A 19,368-nucleotide genomic window follows, 5' to 3' on the forward strand; every position below is an offset into this window, starting at 1 on the left:
ATCTGCTGATGGAGGTCTACGCGGCCGAGAAGGCAGGCATCCGTGCCGTGCCGAGCGGAGACCTTGCCCAGGATCTCATCGATCACACGAGCGCGCTCTGGGGGTTCTGGTGCGGTACGCCCTCGGGGCGCACCTTCCGGGCACTCCTGGCGGAGGCCCAGAGCGATCCCCACGCGCTCGCAGCGCTGCGCGAGAAATTCCTGCCCGAGCGGTTGCAGGACGTGCGCGGCCTCTTCGCCGCTGCGGCTGCGCGTGGCGACATCCCGGCCGATGAGATCGAGGCCAGGCTCGCGCTCTATATCGGCTTCAACTGGTTCTACGTGCTGACCGACCAGCTCGAAGCCGGGCAGGCCTCGATCCCGGCGGCGATGAGGTTGATCGCGGCGCCGACGCCGCGCTGAGATCAGGCGCTGGCGCCAGTTGCTACCATGTTGCGGCTCTTTGCGTCCCACACCGTCACCAGCCAGATCGCGAGGCCCGCGAGCGCGAGGCCGGCGCCGACCCAGCCGGTCGAGGTCCAGCCATAACCGGCAGCGATCGCCATGCCGCCGAGCCAGGGGCCCAGCGCGTTGGCGGTGTTGAAGGCGCTATGGTTCAGCGCCGCGGCCAACGTCTGGGCGTCTTGCGCGACATCCATCAGCCGCGTCTGCAAGGGCGTGCCGAGCCCGCCACCACAACCGATCATGAAGGCGACCACCGAGATCGCCCAGATATTGCCGGCTGCAAAGGGGTAGAGAGCCAGAGAGCCGGCGGTCCAGATCAGGATGATCGCGATCGAGGCCATCGGCATCCGGTCCGCCAGCCAGGCGGCGGCCAAAGTCCCGAAGGTCAGGCCGAGGCCGAAGATCGCCAGCACGACCGGCACCATCGCCGGTGCGACCTGCGTCACCTCGATCAGCGTCGAGGCGATATAGGTGTAGACCGCAAACAGTCCGCCGAAGCCGACCGCGCCGATGGCGAGCGTCAGCCAGACCTGGCGATGGCGCAGCGCACCGAGCTCGCGAAGCGCGCTGGCGCCAGGCTGCGGCTTGTCCTTGGGTGCGAACAGCGAAATCAGGATCACCGTGGTCAGCGCGAGCGCCGCGACGACGCCGAAACCCCAGCGCCAGCCGAGCACCTGGCCGAGCCAGTTCGCCAGCGGCACGCCGAGGATCGTCGCGATCGTCAGCCCGAGCATCACCCGGGCGACGGCGAGTGCGCGCCTGTTCGCCGGCACCAGCGAGGCTGCGACCAGCGCCGCGACGCCGAAATAAGCGCCGTGCGGCAAACCACTGAGGAAGCGGAACAGCAGCATCCAGCCATAGCTCGGGGCGAGCGCCGAGAGACCGTTGCCGAGAGCGAAGGCCGCCATCAACGCGATCAGCAGCGTACGGCGCGAGAGCTTCGTCGCCAGCACCGCGATGATCGGGGCGCCGACGACGACACCGGCCGCGTAGACGCTGATCACATGCCCGGCCGTCGGTTCGTCGATCCCCAGGCCCGCCGAGAAATAGGGCAAGAGGCTCATCACCGCGAACTCGGCCGTGCCGATGGCGAAGCCGCCCATCGCCAGCGCGAGCAGGACGAGGCCGACACGCGGCGCGGCAGTGGAGCGGGCAGGGCGCGCGAACGCATCTCCCGTGCTCGAGAGGCTCATGACGATATCCGGAGATGGATTGTTTTATGGCGCCGCGCGACACCGCGCATTGCACTGCAGCATATGCTCAGGTCATGCGTGAATCGCAAGAATTTCTTGGCTCAACTCAGCGCGAGGAAGATCGCCATGCGGTTTTCGCATGGCTTTGCGCTACTCCTCCAGCAGCGGGTAGCCCTCGAAATCCTTCAGCGCCTTCAGCGCGAAGGTGGTCGCGATCCGGGCGATGCCGAGCTGATTGTCGGCGAGCCACGCTCCGGTCAGTTCCTCATAGGCGGCGAGCGAGGGCGCGACGATGCGGGCGAGGTAATCGGCCTCGCCGCTGATCACCAATAGCTCGACGACATCGGGGCAGGCGCGCAGCACCTTCTCGACCCGTTCGCGTCGGCCGACCGAGTGATCACGCAGCGAGATCTGCGCGAAGGCGATGATGGCGTGGCCGGCGAGCTCGGGCGACAGCCTTGCGCCATAGCCGGCGATCAGCCCGGAGGCTTCGAGCCGGCGCATCCGCTCCAGGCAGGGCCGGGCCGAGAGCCCGACCCGTTCGGACAGGGCCTGATTGGTGATCCGGCCCTCCGTCCGCAGGATCGCGATGATCTGGCGATCGATCGCGTCGAGCTGGAGCGCCTTGCGCTTCACAGCCTGCCCTTGCCGGCGGCCCGCGCCTCGGCGATCAGGCAGAGCTCGAGGAACAGCACCTGCGCCGCGCATTGCGCCGTGTTGCTGGTCGCATCGTATTGCGGGGCGACCTCGACCACGTCTGCTGCGACGATGTTCTGCCCCTTCAGGCCGCGCAGGATGGCGAGTGCCTCGCGCGGCGTCAGGCCGCCGACCTCGGGCGTGCCGGTGCCGGGCGCGAAGGCCGGGTCGAGCGAATCGACGTCGAAGGAGACGTAAGTCGGCCCGTCGCCGATCACGGCGAGCGCCTTGGCGATGACCGCGTCGAGCCCCATGCGGTCGACTTCGTCGGCATGGATCACGGTCATGCCGGACTCGTAGGAGAACTCCCAGAGATATTCGGCGCCGCCGCGGATGCCGATCTGGATCACGCGCTCGGGATCGAGCACGCCGTCGAGCACCGCCTGCCGGAACGGCCCGCCATGATGGAACTTCGAGCCCTCATAGGGGCCGGATGTATCGCAATGGGCGTCGATATGGACCATGCCGACCGGGCGCTTCTCGCTGACGGCCTTCAGGATCGGATAGGTGATCGAATGGTCGCCGCCGACGCCGAGCGTCGAGACCCCGGCCTTCACGATCTGCTTGAAGGTCGCCTCGATGTCCTCGTGGCAGCTCTCCAGCGAGTAGCGCGAGCGGAACGGCACGTCGCCGATATCGGCCGCCTTGATCAGGTTGAACGGGGCAGTGCCGTTGACATGGTCCATCGGCCCCATGCGCTCGACGGCGCGGACAGCACGCGGGCCGAGGCGGGTGCCGGCGCGGTTGGTGACGCCGAGATCCATCGGCAGGCCGATGATCGCGACGTCGAGCCCGCCGAGATCGGGCCTGCTCAGGGCGTCCGGCCGATAGGGCGCGTTGATGAAGGTCGCGACGTCGGAGAACGGCCATTTGCGCCGGTCGCCCTGGAACTGCCCGGCGGCGACCTTGGCAAAGCGCGGATCATGGATGTCAGCGCCGCTCGCCCCGGCATAGCGCGCCCTGAGTTTCGCGAGTTTATCCTGGTCCATCGCTTGATCCCCGAGGTTTGAGCCAGCCGCGATAATGGGCGAGCAGGCCGAAGAAGGGCAAAGTGAGCTTCACGTCGAAACGGAAGCAGCCGTCCGCGTCAACCGTCTCATACGCCTCGGCTGACGGCATGAGAACGCGCGGCAAGGGCAGGCCGAAGACGCGCCAGGCGGCGATCGGCAGCGCAAGGCGCTCGCGGTCCCCCGCCGCAGCGAGCGTGAAGGAGAACGGACCGAAAGCCTCGCGCAGTTCGCCTGTCCGATCGAGGCTCAGGCGAGAGTGGAAGCGCTGGCCGGCGAAGTTGCGGGTCCAGATTTCGGCGGCGTCGTCGAACGAATCGCCTCTGGTGACGCTGACCGTCACCGGTAATTCGCTTCCTGCAGCGGGCAGGCCGAAACAGCGACAGAACAGTTCGATCGCTCGCCCCTCTCCACGGGTGACCTCGGCGCGCCCGTGCCAGACTGTCTCGGCATCGTTGGCGTGGAAGGCCCGGATAGCCGCCGGCATCATCGCCACAGCCTGCGCGCCGAGCACCGTCTCGAACAGGGCAGGGCCGACGCTGCGCTCGTCCTGGCTGGTGCTGATCGCGTAGGGCGTCATCTCGGTCTCGATCATGGCGAGGTCGAGCACCTCTGCGGCCGAGCGCGCGCCGGGGGCGATCACATCCGCGAGCAGCGCGCGCACAGCCGCGGCGGCCGCCAGCGTCGGCACCTGAGGGCCATCATCGTTCTCTGCCAGCAGCGACCAATAGGCGCGGCGTGGCCGCCCCTTTGCGTCGATGCCGGAAATGGCGACGCGCATGCCGCCGCGATCGGAGGTCCAGAGGCGGGTGACCTTCCGGGCTTTCACGAGGTAGGGCACGAGTGGCGCGAGATCGGCGACCGAGCCCCGGCGTCGCAACCAGGCGAGCAACGCCAGGCCCCATTGCTCGACGCCGGCTTCGAGTCCGGCGGAGAAGCTGACGCGGGAACGCACGGAGAGACCGGGGCCGAGTGTCTCGGCATCGACGGTTTCCACCGGAGCGACCCGGCGTGGGCCGAGGCCCGGCATGTCGATGACTTCGCCGACGCCCCAGGCGGGGATCGCCTGCAACTCGCCTTCGCGCCAGATCGGCACCGGCGTGCCGGCATAGCTCAGGATCGCGGCGATGACCGAGGGGCCGACTTCGCTGCGCCCCCCAGGCGTGATCGCGATGTCGATGCTGTCGAGGCGCTCCCAGCCTTCGCTCAGTTCCCGCGCTGCGGCGGCCGAGAGCGCCGGCGTCGAACTGGCACCTGCGAGCGCGACGAGGCCACGTTCCTTCGCCAGCGCATCGAGTTGCGGTCCGTAGCCGGTGATATAGCCGCGCGCATCGGCGAGATCGACCGCATGGGCGCCGAGCAGCAGCGCCGCGGTCGGCACCTCGTAGCCTTGCTGCTGGAACGGCCCGGAGGCGTCGATCACCAGCCAGGGCTGCAATGCGGCGAGGGCAGCCACGAGGCCCTTGTCGCGGTCGAGCGCGACGCCGCTGATCGGCGCGCTTGCCTTTGCCGCCAGCTCGCGGGCCAAGGCCAGGGCCTTGTCGGCGCTGCGCGAGGTCAGCACCAGATCGAGGCCGTCCATGCGCGAGAGATGGCGCGCCAGCCGCCGGCCGAAGACGCCGGTCGCGCCGATCAGCACGACGCGTTTCATGGGCTCTCCGGCAGGGTGAAGCGATGGCGCGTCGCCGGATCAGGCATTTCGCAGGACGCTTTCTGGCCGAAGAGCCGGTAGCGGTTGCGGGCGATGCGGTCGTAGAGCCAGTCGCGCCAGCGCTTCGGCAGCACCCGTCCGAGCAGGAGCAGGCGCGCCGGCCCGTTCAGACGGCAGGTCAGCGCCAGCACGCCATCGGATTTCGCCAGCGCCCGGCCGTTCTCGATGAAGAGGAAGCTGTCCGGCTCGTCCGGGTCGATGCCGTGCGCCTGCGCCAGCGCTCGGCCCTCGCGCGACTGGATCGCGACGAAGCGGATATCGTGGCCCCGCTCATGCCGCAGCGTATAGCGCACGCCGCCGGAGCAGAGGACGCAGACGCCATCATAGAGCCAGATCGGGGCGGCAGCGCTGGTCATCGGATCTCGTTCGCCGAAGCCCCGTATTGTCGGCATGTTCCGCAAAAGGGGAACCCGCCTTAGCGATGGCATTTCGAAGCGGGCGAAACGGCCTGCGCGCCGAGGTTGACCGGGGACGAAAAAAGGTCCATCGGCGTTTCATGCAGTCATGCCATGCTCTAGGTGCAATTGTCGAGCGCTCCGTGTCGGTTGACAATCCGTTCACGATTAGGGGGAGTGCTGCGCAAATCCTGTGCAAGTATAAATTCGAGGCGAGCCGACTAACCGTGGGTCAACCCGGAACACCGCCTTCGATCATCGCTGCATCACACCAAGGTCGTCCTACAAACATCGCCCGTGCCAGTGCTATTGCTGCATGGACGCGGCGATAAACGTCGAAACGAGGAGATGTCCCATATGAAGCGTCGTCAGTTCCTGCAGGTCGCCACAGCCGGCGCGGCCGCATCCGCTGTCGCCATGCCTGCGGTCGCGCAGTCCAATCCCGAAGTGAAGTGGCGTCTGGCGTCGAGCTTCCCGAAATCGCTCGATACGATCTATGGCGGCGCCGAGGTCATGGCGAAGATGGTCTCCGAGCTGACCGACGGCAAGTTCCAGATCCAGGTCTTCGCCGCCGGCGAGATCGTACCGGCCCTGCAGGCGGCCGACGCGGTCAGCAACAACACCGTCGAGATGTGCCACACCGTCTCGTATTACTATGTCGGCAAGGATCCGACCTTTGCGGTTGCGGCCTCGGTGCCGTTCGGCCTCAACGCCCGCCAGCAGAACGCCTGGCTGTTCCAGGGTGGCGGTAACGAGCTGTTCAACGAATTCTACAAGAAGTTCAACATCTACGGTCTGCCCTGCGGCAACACCGGCGCCCAGATGGGCGGCTGGTTCCGCAAGGAGATCAAGAGCGTCGCCGACATCAACGGCCTGAAGATGCGCATCGGCGGCATCGCCGGCTCGGTCCTGCAGAAGCTCGGCCTCGTGCCGCAGCAGATCGGCGGCGGCGACATCTACCCGGCGCTGGAGAAGGGCACGATCGACGGCGCCGAGTGGGTCGGCCCCTATGACGACGAGAAGCTCGGCTTCGCCAAGGTCGCGCCGTACTACTACTATCCGGGCTTCTGGGAGGGTGGCCCCTGCGTCCACGCCTTCGTCAACCTGGAGAAGTGGAACGCGCTGCCGAAGGCCTATCAGGCCGCGCTGACCGCCGCCTGCACCTATGCCAATACCCAGATGGCGGCGAAGTACGACGTGCAGAACCCGGCGGCGCTGAAGCGCCTCGTCGGCGCCGGCACGCAGCTGCGCCCGTTCCCGCAGGACGTGATGGAAGCCTCGCTCAAGGCCTCGAACGAGCTCTATGCCGAGATCTCGGCCAAGAACGCTGACTTCAAGAAGGCGATCGACGCGATGACCGCTTTCCGCGGCGACCAGTACCTCTGGTGGCAGGTGGCGGAGCTGACCTTCGACATCTTCCAGGTCCGCAACCGCGGCAAGTAACAGTTGCCAGTACGGCGACGCCTAGAAGCCCGGCCGCTTGGCCGGGCTTTTTTTGTTGGGTGGCGCGGTGCGCCAATACCAAGATGGGTTAGACCAAATACCTATGCGGAAATCGCATGGGGGCCATGTCTCACGCTTGCACTCGCGCCACATATCGCCTCTTCTGACGCTCTTGCGCGCGAACCGGAAAGACCGGCGCGCCTCGCATGCTCTGGGAGGAGCTCCTCACGATGAAGCGTCGTCAATTCCTGAAGGTCGCCGGTGCCGGCGGTGCCGCTAGCGTCATTGCCGCCCCGGCGATTGCGCAGTCCATGCCTGAGGTGAAATGGCGCGTCACCTCGTCCTTCCCGAAATCGCTGGACACGATCTATGGCGCCTCGGAGGTGCTGTCGAAGGCGGTTTCCGAAGCGACCGACGGCAAGTTCCAGATCCAGGTCTTCGCGGCCGGCGAGATCGTTCCGGCGCTGCAGGCTGCTGACGCGGTGACCAACGGCACGGTCGAGATGTGCCACACCGCCTCCTATTATTATGTCGGCAAGGATCCGACCTTCGCCTTCGGCACCGCGGTGCCGTTCGGCCTCAATGCCCGCCAGCAGAACGCCTGGTTCTACCATGGCGGCGGCATGGACCTGCTCAACGAGTTCTACAAGAAGCACAACATCTACGCGCTGCCGGGCGGCAACACCGGCTGCCAGATGGGCGGCTGGTTCCGCAAGGAAATCAAGACGGTCGCCGACCTGCAGGGCCTGAAGATGCGCATCGGCGGCTTCGCCGGCCAGGTGGTCAGCAAGCTCGGCGTCGTACCGCAGCAGATTGGCGGCGGCGACATCTACCCGGCGCTGGAGAAGGGCACGATCGACGCGGCCGAATGGGTCGGGCCGGCCGACGACGAGAAGCTCGGCTTCAACAAGGTCGCGCCGTATTACTACTATCCCGGCTGGTGGGAAGGCGGCGCCTCGCTGCACTTCTTCCTCAACACCGCGAAGTGGGACGCCCTGCCGAAGATCTACAAGTCGATCCTGACCACGGCCGCTGGCCTCGCCAATATCGACATGCAGGCGAAGTACGACGCCCGCAACCCAGCGGCGCTCAAGCGCCTGGTCGGCGGCGGCGCCCAGTTGCGGCCGTTCTCGCAGGAGATTCTCGAGGCCTGTCTCAAGTCGTCCAAGGAGGTCTATGCTGAGACCAGCGCCAAGAATCCCGACTTCAAGAAGGTCTATGACGCGATGTCCGCCTTCCGGGGTGATGAATATCTCTGGTTCCAGATCGCCGAATACACCTACGACAACTTCCTGATCCGCGCCCGCGCGGGCAACCTGCTCTGAGAAGAGGGCGAATGCCGGTTCGCCGGCCAACTTCTTGAAATCCCCGGCTGTAAGGCCGGGGATTTTTCGTTTCAGATGCTGCCGGCGCGCTCGATCACCAGCACGCGCGCGGCGCCGACCGGATGGGCGACATGGGCGTCGCCGTCCTGTGCATGGAAGATGTCGCCGCGGACCAGTCGCTGCACGCTCTCGACGCCTTGCGCACGGGTATGCATGTCGACCTCGCCGTCGAGGACGACGAAGACCTCGGGCCCATCGTTGACGTGCCATTTGTAGGGCTGGTCGGTCCAGTGCAGCCGGATGGTGGCGTCGTCGATGCGCTCGATGTCGAGCGCTTCCCAGGCGCGGCTGCCGGTGAAGTCCTGCGGCTTGATCGTCCTCATTCTCGTTCTCCATGGTGGAAGAGGCCTGGAATCTTCACCGGCGGCGCCGCCCATGCCATAGGCAAGACGCCGCCGGCGCCTGCGATCGGCAGTTTCTGGAGGGTTCTTGCTTGCGAAACGACGGTGATCTCGACGCCATCGACCGGAAGCTGCTGGCACTGCTCCAGGCCGATGCACGCGCCTCCTTCACGGCGCTGGCGCGCGATGCCGGGCTCTCGCGCACCGCGATCCAGGAGCGCATGGTGAAGCTCGAGCGCGATGGCGTCATTCTCGGCTACACTGTCAGGCTCGCCGACCGGCCGAAGGCGCCGACGACCCGCGCGATGCTATCGCTGCGCATCCGCACGCGCCCCTGTGCGAGCGTGCTCGATCGCTTCAGGAACTGGCCGGAGATCGTCGCCTGCTATTCGCTGGCCGGCCCCGTCGATGCCATGCTGATCGTCGAGACCGACGACGCACCAGCCTTGTCGCAACTGGTGGACAGGTTGAGCGCGGTGCCCGGTGTCGGCGAGATCGAGACGGCGCCGATCCTGGCCGAAAGCGCCAGGGCCGGCTGAGCCGCGGCTGCCCTAGCCCGGCCTTGTTCGAAGCGCTATCCTGCCGATCATCGCAAATCGGGGCACTCATGAAGCTGCCAATCGCCGTTATCCTCGCGACCCTGGCCCTGCCGACGCTTGCGGCCGCCCAGTCGATTGGCGAGCCGCTTCCCGGCCGCGGTCCGCTCAAGACGAAGCCGGCAGCCGCACGGCCGGTGCCGGCACAGGCGGCGCGACCCTGTCCGGAATACGGGCCGGGCTTCGTCCGCGTCGAGGGCTCCTCGGCCTGCGTCCGCGTCGGCGGCGGTGTTCGCGTCGAGTTCGGCAAGACCTCCAGCCGCCGCGGTTATGGCTCCGCCGCCGATGCTATGGTCTACGGCGAGGCCCGCAGCCAGACCTCCGTTGGCGAGCTCCGCGCCGTCGTCAGCGGTCGCGGCCGGATCGACAACAACCTCAACAACGGCTGGCAGCGCTGGTGAGCTGAGCGCCTTCGACAGCTCTCTAAAACGAAAGCCCCGGATCGTTGATCCGGGGCTTCGTCGTTCTGGCCTGCCGCCTATTGCAGGTTCAGCGTCGGCGGGGCGTTGAGATCGAGCCCCGGCAGTCCGCCGCCGGAGCCGCCGAGCCCTGGAATGCTGATGCTGTCGAGCTGCTTGTTGATCTGCTGCTGGTCGAGCTGCACGCCCGAGTTCTTGTAGTGCATCACCATCTGCGGGAAGAGCACGACGAGCGCGACCATGATGCACTGGATCACCACGAAGGGCACCGCGCCCCAGTAGATCTGCCCGGTCGTCACCGGCTCCATCATCTTGCCGGTGATCTTGTCCTTGTAGGGGTTTTTCGGCGCGACCGAGCGCAGGAAGAACAGGGCGAAGCCGAAGGGCGGGTGCATGAACGAGGTCTGCATGTTCACGCCGAGGATGACGCCGAACCAGATCAGGTCGATCCCGAGCTTGTCCGCCGCCGGGCCGAGCAGCGGCACGATGATGAAGGCGAGCTCGAAGAAGTCGAGGAAGAAGGCGAGCAGGAACACCATCACGTTGACGACGATCAGGAAGCCCGCCTGGCCGCCAGGTAGCGAGGTCAGCAGGTGCTCGACCCAGACATGGCCGTTGACGCCATAGAACGTCAGCGAGAACACGCGCGCGCCGACCAGGATGAACAGCACGAAGGCCGAGAGCTTGGCGGTCGATTCCGTCGCCTGCCGGAGCAGGTCGAAGGTCATGCGCTTCTTGCCGATGGCGAGCAGGATCGCGCCGGCTGCACCCATGGCGCCGCCTTCGGTCGGCGTGGCGACGCCGATGAAGATCGTGCCGAGCACCAGGAAGATCAGCGCCAGCGGCGGCACCATCACGAAGATGACCTGCTCGGTCATGCGCGAGAGCAGGTTGAGTCCCAGGAACTTGTTGACCAGGGCGATGACGAAGGAGACCGCCACTGCCACCGACATGGTCAGGATGACGAAGTCCGCGCCACCGCCGACCTTGGTGAAGTATTTCATGTAGCCGATGGCGATGGCGAAGGCGATGATCGTCACCACCAGCAGCGAGAAGCGGCGGGTCTTGCCGTCGGCGTCGCGCAGCGTCTGAGCCTCTGGCGGCAGGCCGGGTGCGCGCTCTGGTTTGACGATAGTGATCAGGAAGACATAGCTGGCATAGAGCGCGGAGAGGACGAGGCCCGGGATGAAGGCGCCCTCGTACATGTCGCCGACCGAGCGGCCGAGCTGGTCGGCGAGCACGATCAGGACGAGCGAGGGCGGGATGATCTGCGCCAGCGTGCCCGATGCCGCGATCACGCCCGAGGCGAGGCGCCGGTCGTAGCCGTAGCGCAGCATGATCGGCAGCGAGATCAGGCCCATCGAGATGACCGAGGCGGCGACGACGCCGGTGGTGGCGGCGAGCAGCGCGCCGACGAAGATCACCGCATAGGCGAGGCCGCCGCGGATCGGTCCGAAGAGCTGGCCGATCGTATCGAGCAGGTCCTCCGCCATGCCCGAGCGCTCCAGTACGAGGCCCATGAAGGTGAAGAACGGGATCGCCAGCAGCACGTCGTTGTTCATCGTGCCGTAAATGCGTTCCGGCAGTGCCTGCAGGAAGTTCTCCTGGAACATGCCGAGCTCGATGCCGACTACCGCGAAGAACAGGCCGTTGGCGGCGAGCGCGAAGGCGACCGGGTAGCCGAGCAGCAGGAAGATCACGAGCGCGGCGAACATCACCGGCGCCATGTTGGTGCGCAGGAAGTCACCGATCCCGGCGGCGTGAGCGTCGCCGGTATGCAGGCTGAAGAAAGCGGCGACGGTAAGCGCAAGCAGCACTGTTGCGGCGCGAGAGGAGCGGGCAAGGATCATCGAACGGGTCCGGGAAGCTGCAGCTTTGCTCACGAGGCGAGGCCTTCGGCCTTGGCCTGGTCGATCAGGCGTTGGGCTTCGGCTTCGGCGGCCGCGGCATGGCCGCCACCATGGGCGTCGTCGTCGAGCTTTCCGCGCATGATCGCGATCTGCTTGATCACCTCGGAGATGCCCTGCAGCAGCAGCAGGAAGAAGCCGATGATCACGAGGCCCTTGGCCGGCCATTGCGGCAGGCCGCCGGCCGAGAGCGACTGCTCGTTGACCTGGTAGGAGCGGATGAAGAACGGGCCGGAGTGGTAGACCATCAGCGCGCAGAACGGCAGCAGGAACAGGAGATGGCCGATCAGGTCGATCCATTGCTGCACGCGCTTGGGCAGCAGGTTGTTCACGATGTCGATGCGGATGTGCTCCTTCACCTGCAGCGTCCAGGAGGCGCAGAGCAGGAACACCGCGCCGAACAGCACCCATTGCAATTCGAGCCAGGCGTTCGACGAGACGTTGAACACCTTGCGGATGATCGCGTTGACGGCGGAGACGATGACGGCGACGAGGATCAGCCAGGCGACCGATCGGCCGATCTTGAGATTGAGCGTGTCGATCGCGCGGCTCAAAGCGAGGGGTGCGTCCACCTCAGTCCTCCCTGACCTCGTGGATTTCCGGCCGCATCATGCGGTTTGCGAAGGGCGGTTATACGAATGCTACATGCCGCACAACATTGCGCGGTGCAAGGCGCTGTGGATCAGTCCTTTCGCCTACGCGGCTCGCTGCGCAATGCGAGCAAGGCGACGACCAGCATCAGCCACATCATCGCCATCAGCGCCGGCGGCCAATGCGCCACCAGCGAGCTGATCAGCGCGGCTGCGAGTGCTCCCGAGCCGAGCTGGATCGCGCCGGCCAATCCGGCGGCCGAACCGGCGAGCTCGGGCCGTGCCGAAAGGGCTGCGGCGGTCGCGCCCGGTAGGGTCAGCCCGTTGCCAATCGCATTGATGGCTAGGGGCAGGAACAGGGTCAGCGGCGTCCACCAGGGCGTCAGCGAGATCGCGAAGGCGACGCTCGTGGCCGCGAAGGAGATGAGGAGGCCGATCCAGGCCATCTTTGCCGTGCCGTGCCTGAGCACCAATCGGGACATCGCGAAATTGCCCACCATGTAGCCGAAGGCATTGAGGATGAAATAGGCACCGTAAGTGTCGGAGCCGCGCCCCATGGTCTCGACCACGATGAAGGGCGCCGCGGCGATGAAGGCGAAGAAGGCGGCCGAGGTCATCGCCAGGGCGACGACGTTCCGGAGGAAGCTGCGGTCGCGCGCCAGTTCCGGAAAGGCCCGGAAGATGCCGGTGAGCGAGGCCCGCACCCCGACATTGGGCGCCGTCTCGGGCAGGCGCAGGCCGACCAGGATCAGTACGATCGCGGCGGTGGCGGCCATCGACCAGAAGATCATGCGCCAGCCGAGATTGGTCTCGATATGACCGCCGAGATAGGGCGTGATCATCGGTGCCACCACCATGACCATGGTCACGGTCGCGATCTGCCGTGCCGCCTGATCGCGGCCCGCCGTATCGCGGATGATGGCGCGTGCCAGTGCGAAGGTCGTGCCGGAACCGGCGCCTTCGAGCACGCGCGCGAACAGCAGGGTCCCCGCGCTGTCCGCAAGGGCTCCGAGCACGGAGCCTCCCATGAACACGGCGGTGCCGGCGATCACGCAGGGACGACGTCCGTAGCGGTCGGATAGTGGCCCGACGATCAGCTGTGTCAGAGCGACCGCGACCAGGAACAGGGTCAGCGTCAGCTGGATCGTCGCATAGCTGGTGGCGAAATTGCGGGCGAGTGCAGGGGTCGCCGGCGCCAGCATGTTGAGCGCGATCGGCTGCAGAGTCGAGATCGCGACGAGGACGGTGAGGGTCGGCTTCGCTGTCATAGCGGTTTGTCGCCCTGGGGCTTCAGCTGCGAATCGGGGCGGGCGCGCTGTCGGTGCAGGGTGTAGAGGCCGCTGCCGACGATCAGGGCGATCCCGGCGTAGGCGATGCCATCGGGCGTCTCGCCCCAGACCAGCCAGCCGATCAGCACGGCGATCGGGACGACGGAGTAGCGATAGCCCGCGACGACGCCGACATCAGTGTTGCGGAAGGCGCTGATGATGCTGAAGCTGCCGGCTGTGACCAGAAGCGCAGCGCCTGCGAGATAGGCGAGCTCGATCCGCCAGGGTGACTGCCAGGTTTCGAGCGCGCTCATGCCGACGCCCAGTAGCCCGACGACCACCGTTGCGGTCAGGGATACGACGGTCGATGGCACGTCGCTGCTGATGAAACGGGTCGTCAGATCGCGGATCGCCACGAAGCCGGCGCCGGCGAGCGCGACCAGCGCGGCTGCACTGAAGCCGTCCGCGCTTGGGCGCATCACGATCAGCACGCCAATGAAGCCGACCGTCAGCGCCAGGGCCCGTCGCCAGCCGACAGATTCGATCCGCAGCAGCACCGCCAGCAAGACGATGAGCAAGGGTGAGGCCATCACGATCGCCGTGATGTTGGCGAGCGGCAGCAAACCCAATGCCCAGATGAAGGTCAGTGCGCACAGTGCTTCGAAACCTGCGCGTGCCAGGACCACCGGCCTCAGCCCAAGCGGCAACTTGCGCCAGTCGCTCATGAACACGACCAGGGCAAGGCTGGCCGCCATGGCGAAGATGGTGCGCAGCGCCAGCGCCTGGCCGGCCGGGAAGACCTCGCGGGCGAGCTTCATCAAGGCGTCGTTACAGCAGAAGAGCGTCATCGCCGCCATCATGGCGATGATTCCGCGGCGGTTCTGGGCGGCGGTGGCCAAGGCGGGTCCTGTCAGGCTTCGCGTGCTGTCCGCTCGGCGGTTTCCGCCAAACGGCAAGCCGTCGCGGCGGATCGACGGTTCAGGCGTCGAAGCGGGAGAGGGAGAAGGGCGAGAGGTCGAAGGCGGAGCGGCCGGTCGTGGCGAGGTCGGCGAGGATTTCGCCGATCGCGCTGGCAAATTTGAAGCCGTGGCCGGAGCAGGCCGAGGCGAACACCGCCTGCGGCACGCCGGGCACGGCATCGATGACGAAGTCCTCATCGGGCGAGACGGTGTAGACACAGCCCTTCACCGTCAGCGGATCGCCATTGGCATCGGGGAGGTAACGCGCCAGGCATTCGCGGATCAGCCGGACCTGGTTCGGGCTCGGCGTCCGGTCCGGCTGGCGCGGATCCATCGGCTCGCGCGCGAAATGCGGGCCGCCGAGCTTGAAGCCGGGGTGCTCGTAGAGCGGAAAGCCGTAGAATGTGCCTTCCTCGGCGCTGAGCAGGAAGACGGGGAAGGCGTCCTCGCGGAACAGCTCGGGGCGACGCGTGGTGAACCAGCCGATCGCCTGGCGTACCGTCGTCATCGAGCGTGCAAGCTGCGGCACCGCGTCGGTGATCCAGCCGCCGGAAGTGATCACCAGGCGCCCGGCCGAATAGGTTGTTCGTTCGGTCCGGACGGTGACGCCGCCATCGGCGGTCGGCTGCCAGTCGAGCATTGGTTCGCCGGTGCGGATATCGGCGCCCTTCGACTGTGCCAGCCCGACATGAGCGTAGATCGCCTTCTCCGAGGCGACGAAGCCGCCGCCCGGCTGCCAGAGGCCGAGATGGCCTTCGGGTAGGTGGAAGGCGGGGAAGCGGCGCATGATCTCGTCACGGCCGAGCACTTCGTGCTCGAGATCGTGGTCGAGGCAGGATTGCAGCGAGGATTCGACCGGGCCGAGCCCTTCGGGTGCAAGATCGAGCGAGCCGGTGACGTGCAGCAGTTTCAGCCCGGCCGCTTCGCCGGTCTCAGCCCAGAGCTGATGGGCTCGCTTGACGATCGGCACGTAATGCGAGCCCTCGAAATAGGCGAGGCGGATGATCCGCGTCAGCCCATGCGAGGAGCCCATCGTATGGCCAAGGTCGAAGCGCTCGAGCCCGAGCACCTTGAGTCCGCGCTTGGCCAGGTGCCAGCAGGCGGCCGAACCCATCGCTCCGACGCCGGCGACGATCACGTCGTAATGCGATGAGCTCATCGACGATTCCTGAAGGTGCCGGCTTCGCCGCCGGTCGAAACGGCCTGCAATCTAGGCGGGCGGGCGATGACGGTCCATCCCGCCCGGTAGGCGGACGCATCTGCGTCGTGGGCAGGGGTGATGGCCAGGTCGCCTGGGAAATTGCGCCTTGCCGTGGCTGTCTCAGGCTTTTGTTAACCCTGTCGGCGCATGGTTGAGCATCCTGTCTCGCCCCGGGAATGCCTATGCTTGCTCGCTCCGTCTGGCGCCTGTTGGGCCGCGCCGGCCCCGCTGCCGCGCCGGCTGTGCCGCAAGTCGTCGTCGAGACGCAGCCGCAGCAGCCAGCTCCGCCCGAGACCTCGATCAGCGAGGCGATCAATGAGCTGGAGAGCGATGTCGTCGCCGCGATGCGCCGTCTCAATGACGGCCTCGACCAGGCCGAGCATTGTTCCGAGCGTTCCGAAGTCCGCTCCCGCGAGATTCGTGGTGGCATGGCCGAACTGCGCGAGGCGGCTCTGCAGGCGAGCGAGAACTCGTCGGCGCTGGCGACGGCGACCTTGCAGGTGTCGGAAGCGGCTGAGCGGGTCGGGGCCGCCATGTCCGGTGCACGTGACATGCTCGATAATGCCGCCGAGCGTGCCGCCGAGGCGACGGCGATGATCAACGGGCTCGCTGCCGCGACAAGCGAGATCCGCTCGATCGTCGACGCCATCGCCGAGATCGCCCGCCAGACCAATCTGCTCGCCCTGAACGCCACGATCGAGGCGGCCCGCGCCGGCGAGGCCGGCAAGGGCTTCGGCGTCGTCGCACAGGAGGTGAAGTCGCTCTCCCTCGGCGTCCGTGATGCGGTCGATCACATCCGCAATCAGGTCGACCGACTGAACCAGACGGCGCAGGGTTCAGCAGCTGTGGTCACCGACGCCTTCCGCCTCGTCGGCGAGGTCAATCCGGTGATGGCGACCGTCGGCGAGGCTTCGCAGGAGCAGGCGGCGGCCGCCGCCGAACTGTCGCGCAGTGCCGAGGCGACCGCCCGCTTCATCGAGACGGTGCGGGGCCGCGTTACCGAGGTCGACCGCGTTGCGCTCGCCGCCGCGCAAGAGAACATCGACGCCAGGCGGGCACTCGCCGAGGGCGCCCGCCAGGCGGAAGGGCTGCTGGAGCGCTTCGTGCCGACGCTGCGCCATACTGTCTTCGCCGACCGGCGCCAGCACGACCGCTTCCCGGCTGAGTGCCCGGTCAGGCTCGAATTCGGCGGGCGCGTCGTCGCCGGTCAAACCATCGATCTCGGCTTCGGCGGCGCCTTGCTGTCGGTTGTCGATACCGAGCTGAGAGCGCGGGCGCGCGGCACGGTCGTGATCGAGGGCCTGCCGCCGCTGCCCTGCCGGGTGATGGCGCGCAGCGATTTCGGCCTGCACATTGCCTTCGAGCGCGGCGACGAGGAAGCGCATGCGGCGCTGCATCGGCGACTTGGAGAGATCGAGGAAGGCTATCGCCCGCTGATCGAGCAGGCGCAGGAGTTCGCCCATCGGGTTGCAGCGCTGCTCGAAGCGGCGCTGCGCACCGGCCGTCTCGGCGAGGAAGACCTGTTCGACACCGACTACGTGCCGGTGCCGAATTCCAATCCGCGCCAGTTCGTCAACCGGGCGCTGCCGGTGCTGCGGGCGATCCTGCCTTCGGTGATGGAGCAGGCCAAGGCGAGCGATCCGCGCCTCGTCTTCACCTTGCCGATCGATCGCAACGGCTATGTCCCCGTGCATCACCCCGAATATTCGCAGCCGCAGCGGCCGGGCGATCCGGATTGGGATCCCGCCTATAGCCGCGACCGCCGCATCTTCGACGATCGCGCCGGCATCACGGCGGCGCGCTCGGCGCGGCCCTTCATCATCCAGTCCTATCAGCGCGACATGGGCAGCGCCGGCATCCAGTTGATGCGCGAGGTCGATGCGCCGCTGCGCGTCGCTGGCCGCCATTGGGGCGGTGTGCGCCTGGCCTATCGCATGGCGTGAGGCGCGGCTCCATTGGCCGCGCCTCACGCTGGCGGTCAGGCGGCAGCGCTGGCCGTGCACTGTGGACAGGCGCAGTTTTTTCCGGCGCAACCGGTGAAACCGGCACGGCGAGCAAACAGCTTGGCGAGCGGGCTGTCATGCTTCGCCGCGACACGCTCGGCCGCCAGCGCTCTGGCAAGCGAGTGCTCGCCCGAGCGGAAGGCCGCCTCGATCAGCGTCAGGTCGACGATGTCACGCTGCGCGTTGCTGCCGCCGAAGCGGATGGCGAGACTGCGGATCGGCCGGATCAGGCGCACCGTCTCGGCATAGCGCCCTTCGCCGAAGGCTTTCAGCGCCCGCACCAGCGGATAGCCGACCTCGCGGGTGAAGTCGGCATTGTCACCGGCTGACAGCAGCGCGATCCCCTGAGCCTCGATCGTCTGTTCGATCAGGTCGCGCCGGCCGGCTCCGACGAAGGCCATCACCGCGTGGAAATCGGTGAAGGCGTAGCCGCCGGCGCTCCAGCCCGCCTGATAGCGCTCGGTCAGCCTGTGCCAGCGCGGCCCGACATCGATGCCGCGCAGATGCAGTCGCCAGAGCATGGCCGAAGCGTCGATCAGATCCATGATCTGCGGCACGGCGACGCCCATGATCGGTCCATCGACGAGGGCAAGCACCTCGTCGATCTGTCCGAGTTCGAGATGATAGAGCGCCAGATGCCACCAGTTGTGCACGGCCAGGAAGCTGTCCGTCGTCCAGCTTGGCAGGTCCTCGCGCATGAAGGCGATACCTTCGTCATGGCGTCCCTGCATCTCGAGCACATGTGCGACGGCATGGCGCGCCCAGCCGTCGCTCGCCTCGATCGCCAGCGCGGCTCGGCCCTGGCGCTCGGCCTGGTCGTAGAGGCCGTTCTCCTCCAGGCCGAAGGCATGCATCGCCAGGAGCGCATGCCGGCCCGGCATGTCCGCCGACCAATTCGGCAGGGCGCGGGCGATCCTGTCCTTCAGCAGCCGGCCATTGCCGGTGAAGTAGTCGAGCTGGTGCCCGGCGATCAGCGCCAGCAGATCGTGCGGGTGCTCGATCGCGACGTCCTCGATCACGCGCGAGGCCTCGTGCCAGCGGCCGGCCGCGAGATGCGCGAGCGCCGCCAGATGGCCGCGTTCCTGGGCGGTCGCTGGCAGGGCTTCGCCGGCCTCGATCGCCGCGCGCGCGACCGGGATCGCGGCCGGAGCAGTGCCGAGCAGATAGAGCCAGGCCTTCAGCGCATGCGCCATGACGAAGCCGGGCTGCACCTCGATCATCCGGTCGGCGGCTGAAACAGGATCGCCTGCGAAGATCGAGAACAGGCGGACGGCGTCGGAATAGGCGAGGGCGGTGTCCTGGCTGGCGCCGGACAGGGCATGGCCGCGGATATCGGTGACGATCATGGTCATCTCTTTCGGTGAGGGAAATGAAACGGGCCGACTCAGCCCTGATGCAGCTCGACCGGCAGCTTGCGTTCGCGCAGCGGCACGCCGCCGACGGCGGCCTCGATGTCGAGGCGGGTGAGGCCGATATCGGCGAGCATGCGATCGTCGAAGCGGGCAAGTTCGAAGCTCGCCCGTCGGATCCGCCTGCGCCTGGCGCAGCGCTCCCGCCAATCCGCCAGCACGTTGGTCAGCCTGGCGAGCGCCGCCGGCCAGCGCGAGCCAACGCAGCTCTCGTCGGCGTGCGGATACTGGAATGGGCCGTGAATCTGGGAGAGCAGTTGGTTTCCGTGAATGCGCATCTGAGTTCTCCGAGGGGGCGCTCGTTCCGGTGGTGTGCCGGGCGGCGTCCGCCATGGCTTAGGCGGGAGGCGTCAGACGGGCGTGGAAGCGGCGTGAAACTTGCGATAAATCGTCGAGAACTCC

General features: G+C 67.0%; 19 protein-coding genes. 6 read left to right on the forward strand and 13 right to left on the reverse strand.

The window, feature by feature from the left end:
- On the forward strand, positions 1-401 hold a 401-nt coding region (locus ACQKLX_RS24385), incomplete at its 5' end, for a TetR-like C-terminal domain-containing protein (protein WP_427364146.1).
- 2 nt (positions 402-403) lie between these two features.
- Here the strand turns inward: ACQKLX_RS24385 and ACQKLX_RS24390 are convergent.
- The 5 genes from ACQKLX_RS24390 to ACQKLX_RS24410 all read right to left on the reverse strand — a co-directional run bounded on the left by ACQKLX_RS24390 (position 404) and on the right by ACQKLX_RS24410 (position 5,406).
- Positions 404-1,636 carry an MFS transporter gene (locus ACQKLX_RS24390; protein ID WP_427364147.1) on the reverse strand — a complete coding sequence of 411 codons (1,233 nt, stop codon included), beginning with the start codon at positions 1,634-1,636 and terminating at the stop codon, positions 404-406.
- Positions 1,637-1,786: 150 nt separating this feature from the next.
- On the reverse strand, positions 1,787-2,272 hold the full coding sequence (locus tag ACQKLX_RS24395) for an Lrp/AsnC family transcriptional regulator (protein WP_427364148.1): 486 nt from the start codon (positions 2,270-2,272) through the stop codon (positions 1,787-1,789).
- Positions 2,269-3,321, reverse strand: a complete 1,053-nt coding sequence (gene speB / locus ACQKLX_RS24400; protein WP_427364149.1) for an agmatinase — start codon at positions 3,319-3,321, stop codon at positions 2,269-2,271. The genes ACQKLX_RS24395 and speB overlap by 4 nt, the downstream gene beginning before the upstream one ends.
- The gene (locus ACQKLX_RS24405; RefSeq protein WP_427364150.1) at positions 3,308-4,990 is read right to left on the reverse strand and encodes an SDR family oxidoreductase; all 1,683 of its coding nucleotides are present in this window, start codon (positions 4,988-4,990) and stop codon (positions 3,308-3,310) included. The genes speB and ACQKLX_RS24405 overlap by 14 nt, the downstream gene beginning before the upstream one ends.
- Positions 4,987-5,406 (reverse strand): thiol-disulfide oxidoreductase DCC family protein, encoded by a 420-nt coding sequence (locus ACQKLX_RS24410; RefSeq protein ID WP_427364151.1) that lies wholly within the window; start codon positions 5,404-5,406, stop codon positions 4,987-4,989. Before ACQKLX_RS24410 ends, ACQKLX_RS24405 begins: the two co-directional genes overlap by 4 nt.
- 396 nt (positions 5,407-5,802) lie before the next feature.
- On the opposite strand from ACQKLX_RS24410, the gene ACQKLX_RS24415 reads away from it, so the two are divergent.
- Positions 5,803-6,888, forward strand: coding sequence for a TRAP transporter substrate-binding protein (locus ACQKLX_RS24415; protein ID WP_427364152.1), 1,086 nt, complete (start codon positions 5,803-5,805; stop codon positions 6,886-6,888).
- 230 nt (positions 6,889-7,118) lie between these two features.
- The gene (locus tag ACQKLX_RS24420) at positions 7,119-8,213 is read left to right on the forward strand and encodes a TRAP transporter substrate-binding protein (RefSeq protein WP_427364153.1); all 1,095 of its coding nucleotides are present in this window, start codon (positions 7,119-7,121) and stop codon (positions 8,211-8,213) included.
- A 71-nt stretch (positions 8,214-8,284) separates the two neighbouring features.
- Here ACQKLX_RS24420 and ACQKLX_RS24425 read toward each other — a convergent pair whose 3' ends face one another.
- A complete protein-coding gene (locus tag ACQKLX_RS24425) occupies positions 8,285-8,596 on the reverse strand; it encodes a cupin domain-containing protein (RefSeq protein WP_427364154.1) in 312 nt (103 codons plus the stop codon).
- Between the two features lie 110 nt (positions 8,597-8,706).
- On the opposite strand from ACQKLX_RS24425, the gene ACQKLX_RS24430 reads away from it, so the two are divergent.
- Entirely contained in the window at positions 8,707-9,153 is a 447-nt protein-coding gene (locus ACQKLX_RS24430; RefSeq protein WP_427364155.1) for an Lrp/AsnC family transcriptional regulator, read from the forward strand.
- Positions 9,154-9,221: 68 nt separating this feature from the next.
- Positions 9,222-9,611 (forward strand): hypothetical protein, encoded by a 390-nt coding sequence (locus ACQKLX_RS24435; RefSeq protein ID WP_427364156.1) that lies wholly within the window; start codon positions 9,222-9,224, stop codon positions 9,609-9,611.
- Between the two features lie 77 nt (positions 9,612-9,688).
- Here ACQKLX_RS24435 and ACQKLX_RS24440 read toward each other — a convergent pair whose 3' ends face one another.
- The 5 genes from ACQKLX_RS24440 to solA all read right to left on the reverse strand — a co-directional run bounded on the left by ACQKLX_RS24440 (position 9,689) and on the right by solA (position 15,512).
- Positions 9,689-11,356: a TRAP transporter large permease gene (locus ACQKLX_RS24440; RefSeq protein WP_427364247.1), complete on the reverse strand. Its 1,668-nt coding sequence runs from the start codon at positions 11,354-11,356 to the stop codon at positions 9,689-9,691.
- A gap of 152 nt (positions 11,357-11,508) precedes the next feature.
- On the reverse strand, positions 11,509-12,108 hold the full coding sequence (locus ACQKLX_RS24445; protein WP_427364157.1) for a TRAP transporter small permease subunit: 600 nt from the start codon (positions 12,106-12,108) through the stop codon (positions 11,509-11,511).
- Positions 12,109-12,218: 110 nt separating this feature from the next.
- Complete coding sequence (locus tag ACQKLX_RS24450; RefSeq protein ID WP_427364158.1) at positions 12,219-13,394, reverse strand: multidrug effflux MFS transporter; 1,176 nt, start codon at positions 13,392-13,394, stop codon at positions 12,219-12,221.
- On the reverse strand, positions 13,391-14,293 hold the full coding sequence (locus ACQKLX_RS24455; protein WP_427364159.1) for a DMT family transporter: 903 nt from the start codon (positions 14,291-14,293) through the stop codon (positions 13,391-13,393). Before ACQKLX_RS24455 ends, ACQKLX_RS24450 begins: the two co-directional genes overlap by 4 nt.
- A gap of 79 nt (positions 14,294-14,372) precedes the next feature.
- The gene (gene solA, locus ACQKLX_RS24460) at positions 14,373-15,512 is read right to left on the reverse strand and encodes an N-methyl-L-tryptophan oxidase (RefSeq protein WP_427364160.1); all 1,140 of its coding nucleotides are present in this window, start codon (positions 15,510-15,512) and stop codon (positions 14,373-14,375) included.
- A gap of 224 nt (positions 15,513-15,736) precedes the next feature.
- Between solA and ACQKLX_RS24465 the strand changes: the two genes are divergently transcribed.
- Positions 15,737-17,497 carry a methyl-accepting chemotaxis protein gene (locus tag ACQKLX_RS24465; RefSeq protein ID WP_427364161.1) on the forward strand — a complete coding sequence of 587 codons (1,761 nt, stop codon included), beginning with the start codon at positions 15,737-15,739 and terminating at the stop codon, positions 17,495-17,497.
- Positions 17,498-17,532: 35 nt separating this feature from the next.
- Here ACQKLX_RS24465 and ACQKLX_RS24470 read toward each other — a convergent pair whose 3' ends face one another.
- Together ACQKLX_RS24470 and ACQKLX_RS24475 are read right to left on the reverse strand one after the other, a co-directional pair.
- On the reverse strand, positions 17,533-18,903 hold the full coding sequence (locus ACQKLX_RS24470) for a tetratricopeptide repeat protein (RefSeq protein ID WP_427364162.1): 1,371 nt from the start codon (positions 18,901-18,903) through the stop codon (positions 17,533-17,535).
- Positions 18,904-18,941: 38 nt separating this feature from the next.
- Positions 18,942-19,244 (reverse strand): DUF1127 domain-containing protein, encoded by a 303-nt coding sequence (locus ACQKLX_RS24475; protein WP_427364163.1) that lies wholly within the window; start codon positions 19,242-19,244, stop codon positions 18,942-18,944.
- Between the last annotated feature and the right edge of the window lie 124 nt (positions 19,245-19,368).

Source organism: Allobosea sp. NPDC003192, from assembly GCF_050275675.1.
In the GTDB taxonomy this organism is placed as follows: domain Bacteria; phylum Pseudomonadota; class Alphaproteobacteria; order Rhizobiales; family Beijerinckiaceae; genus Allobosea.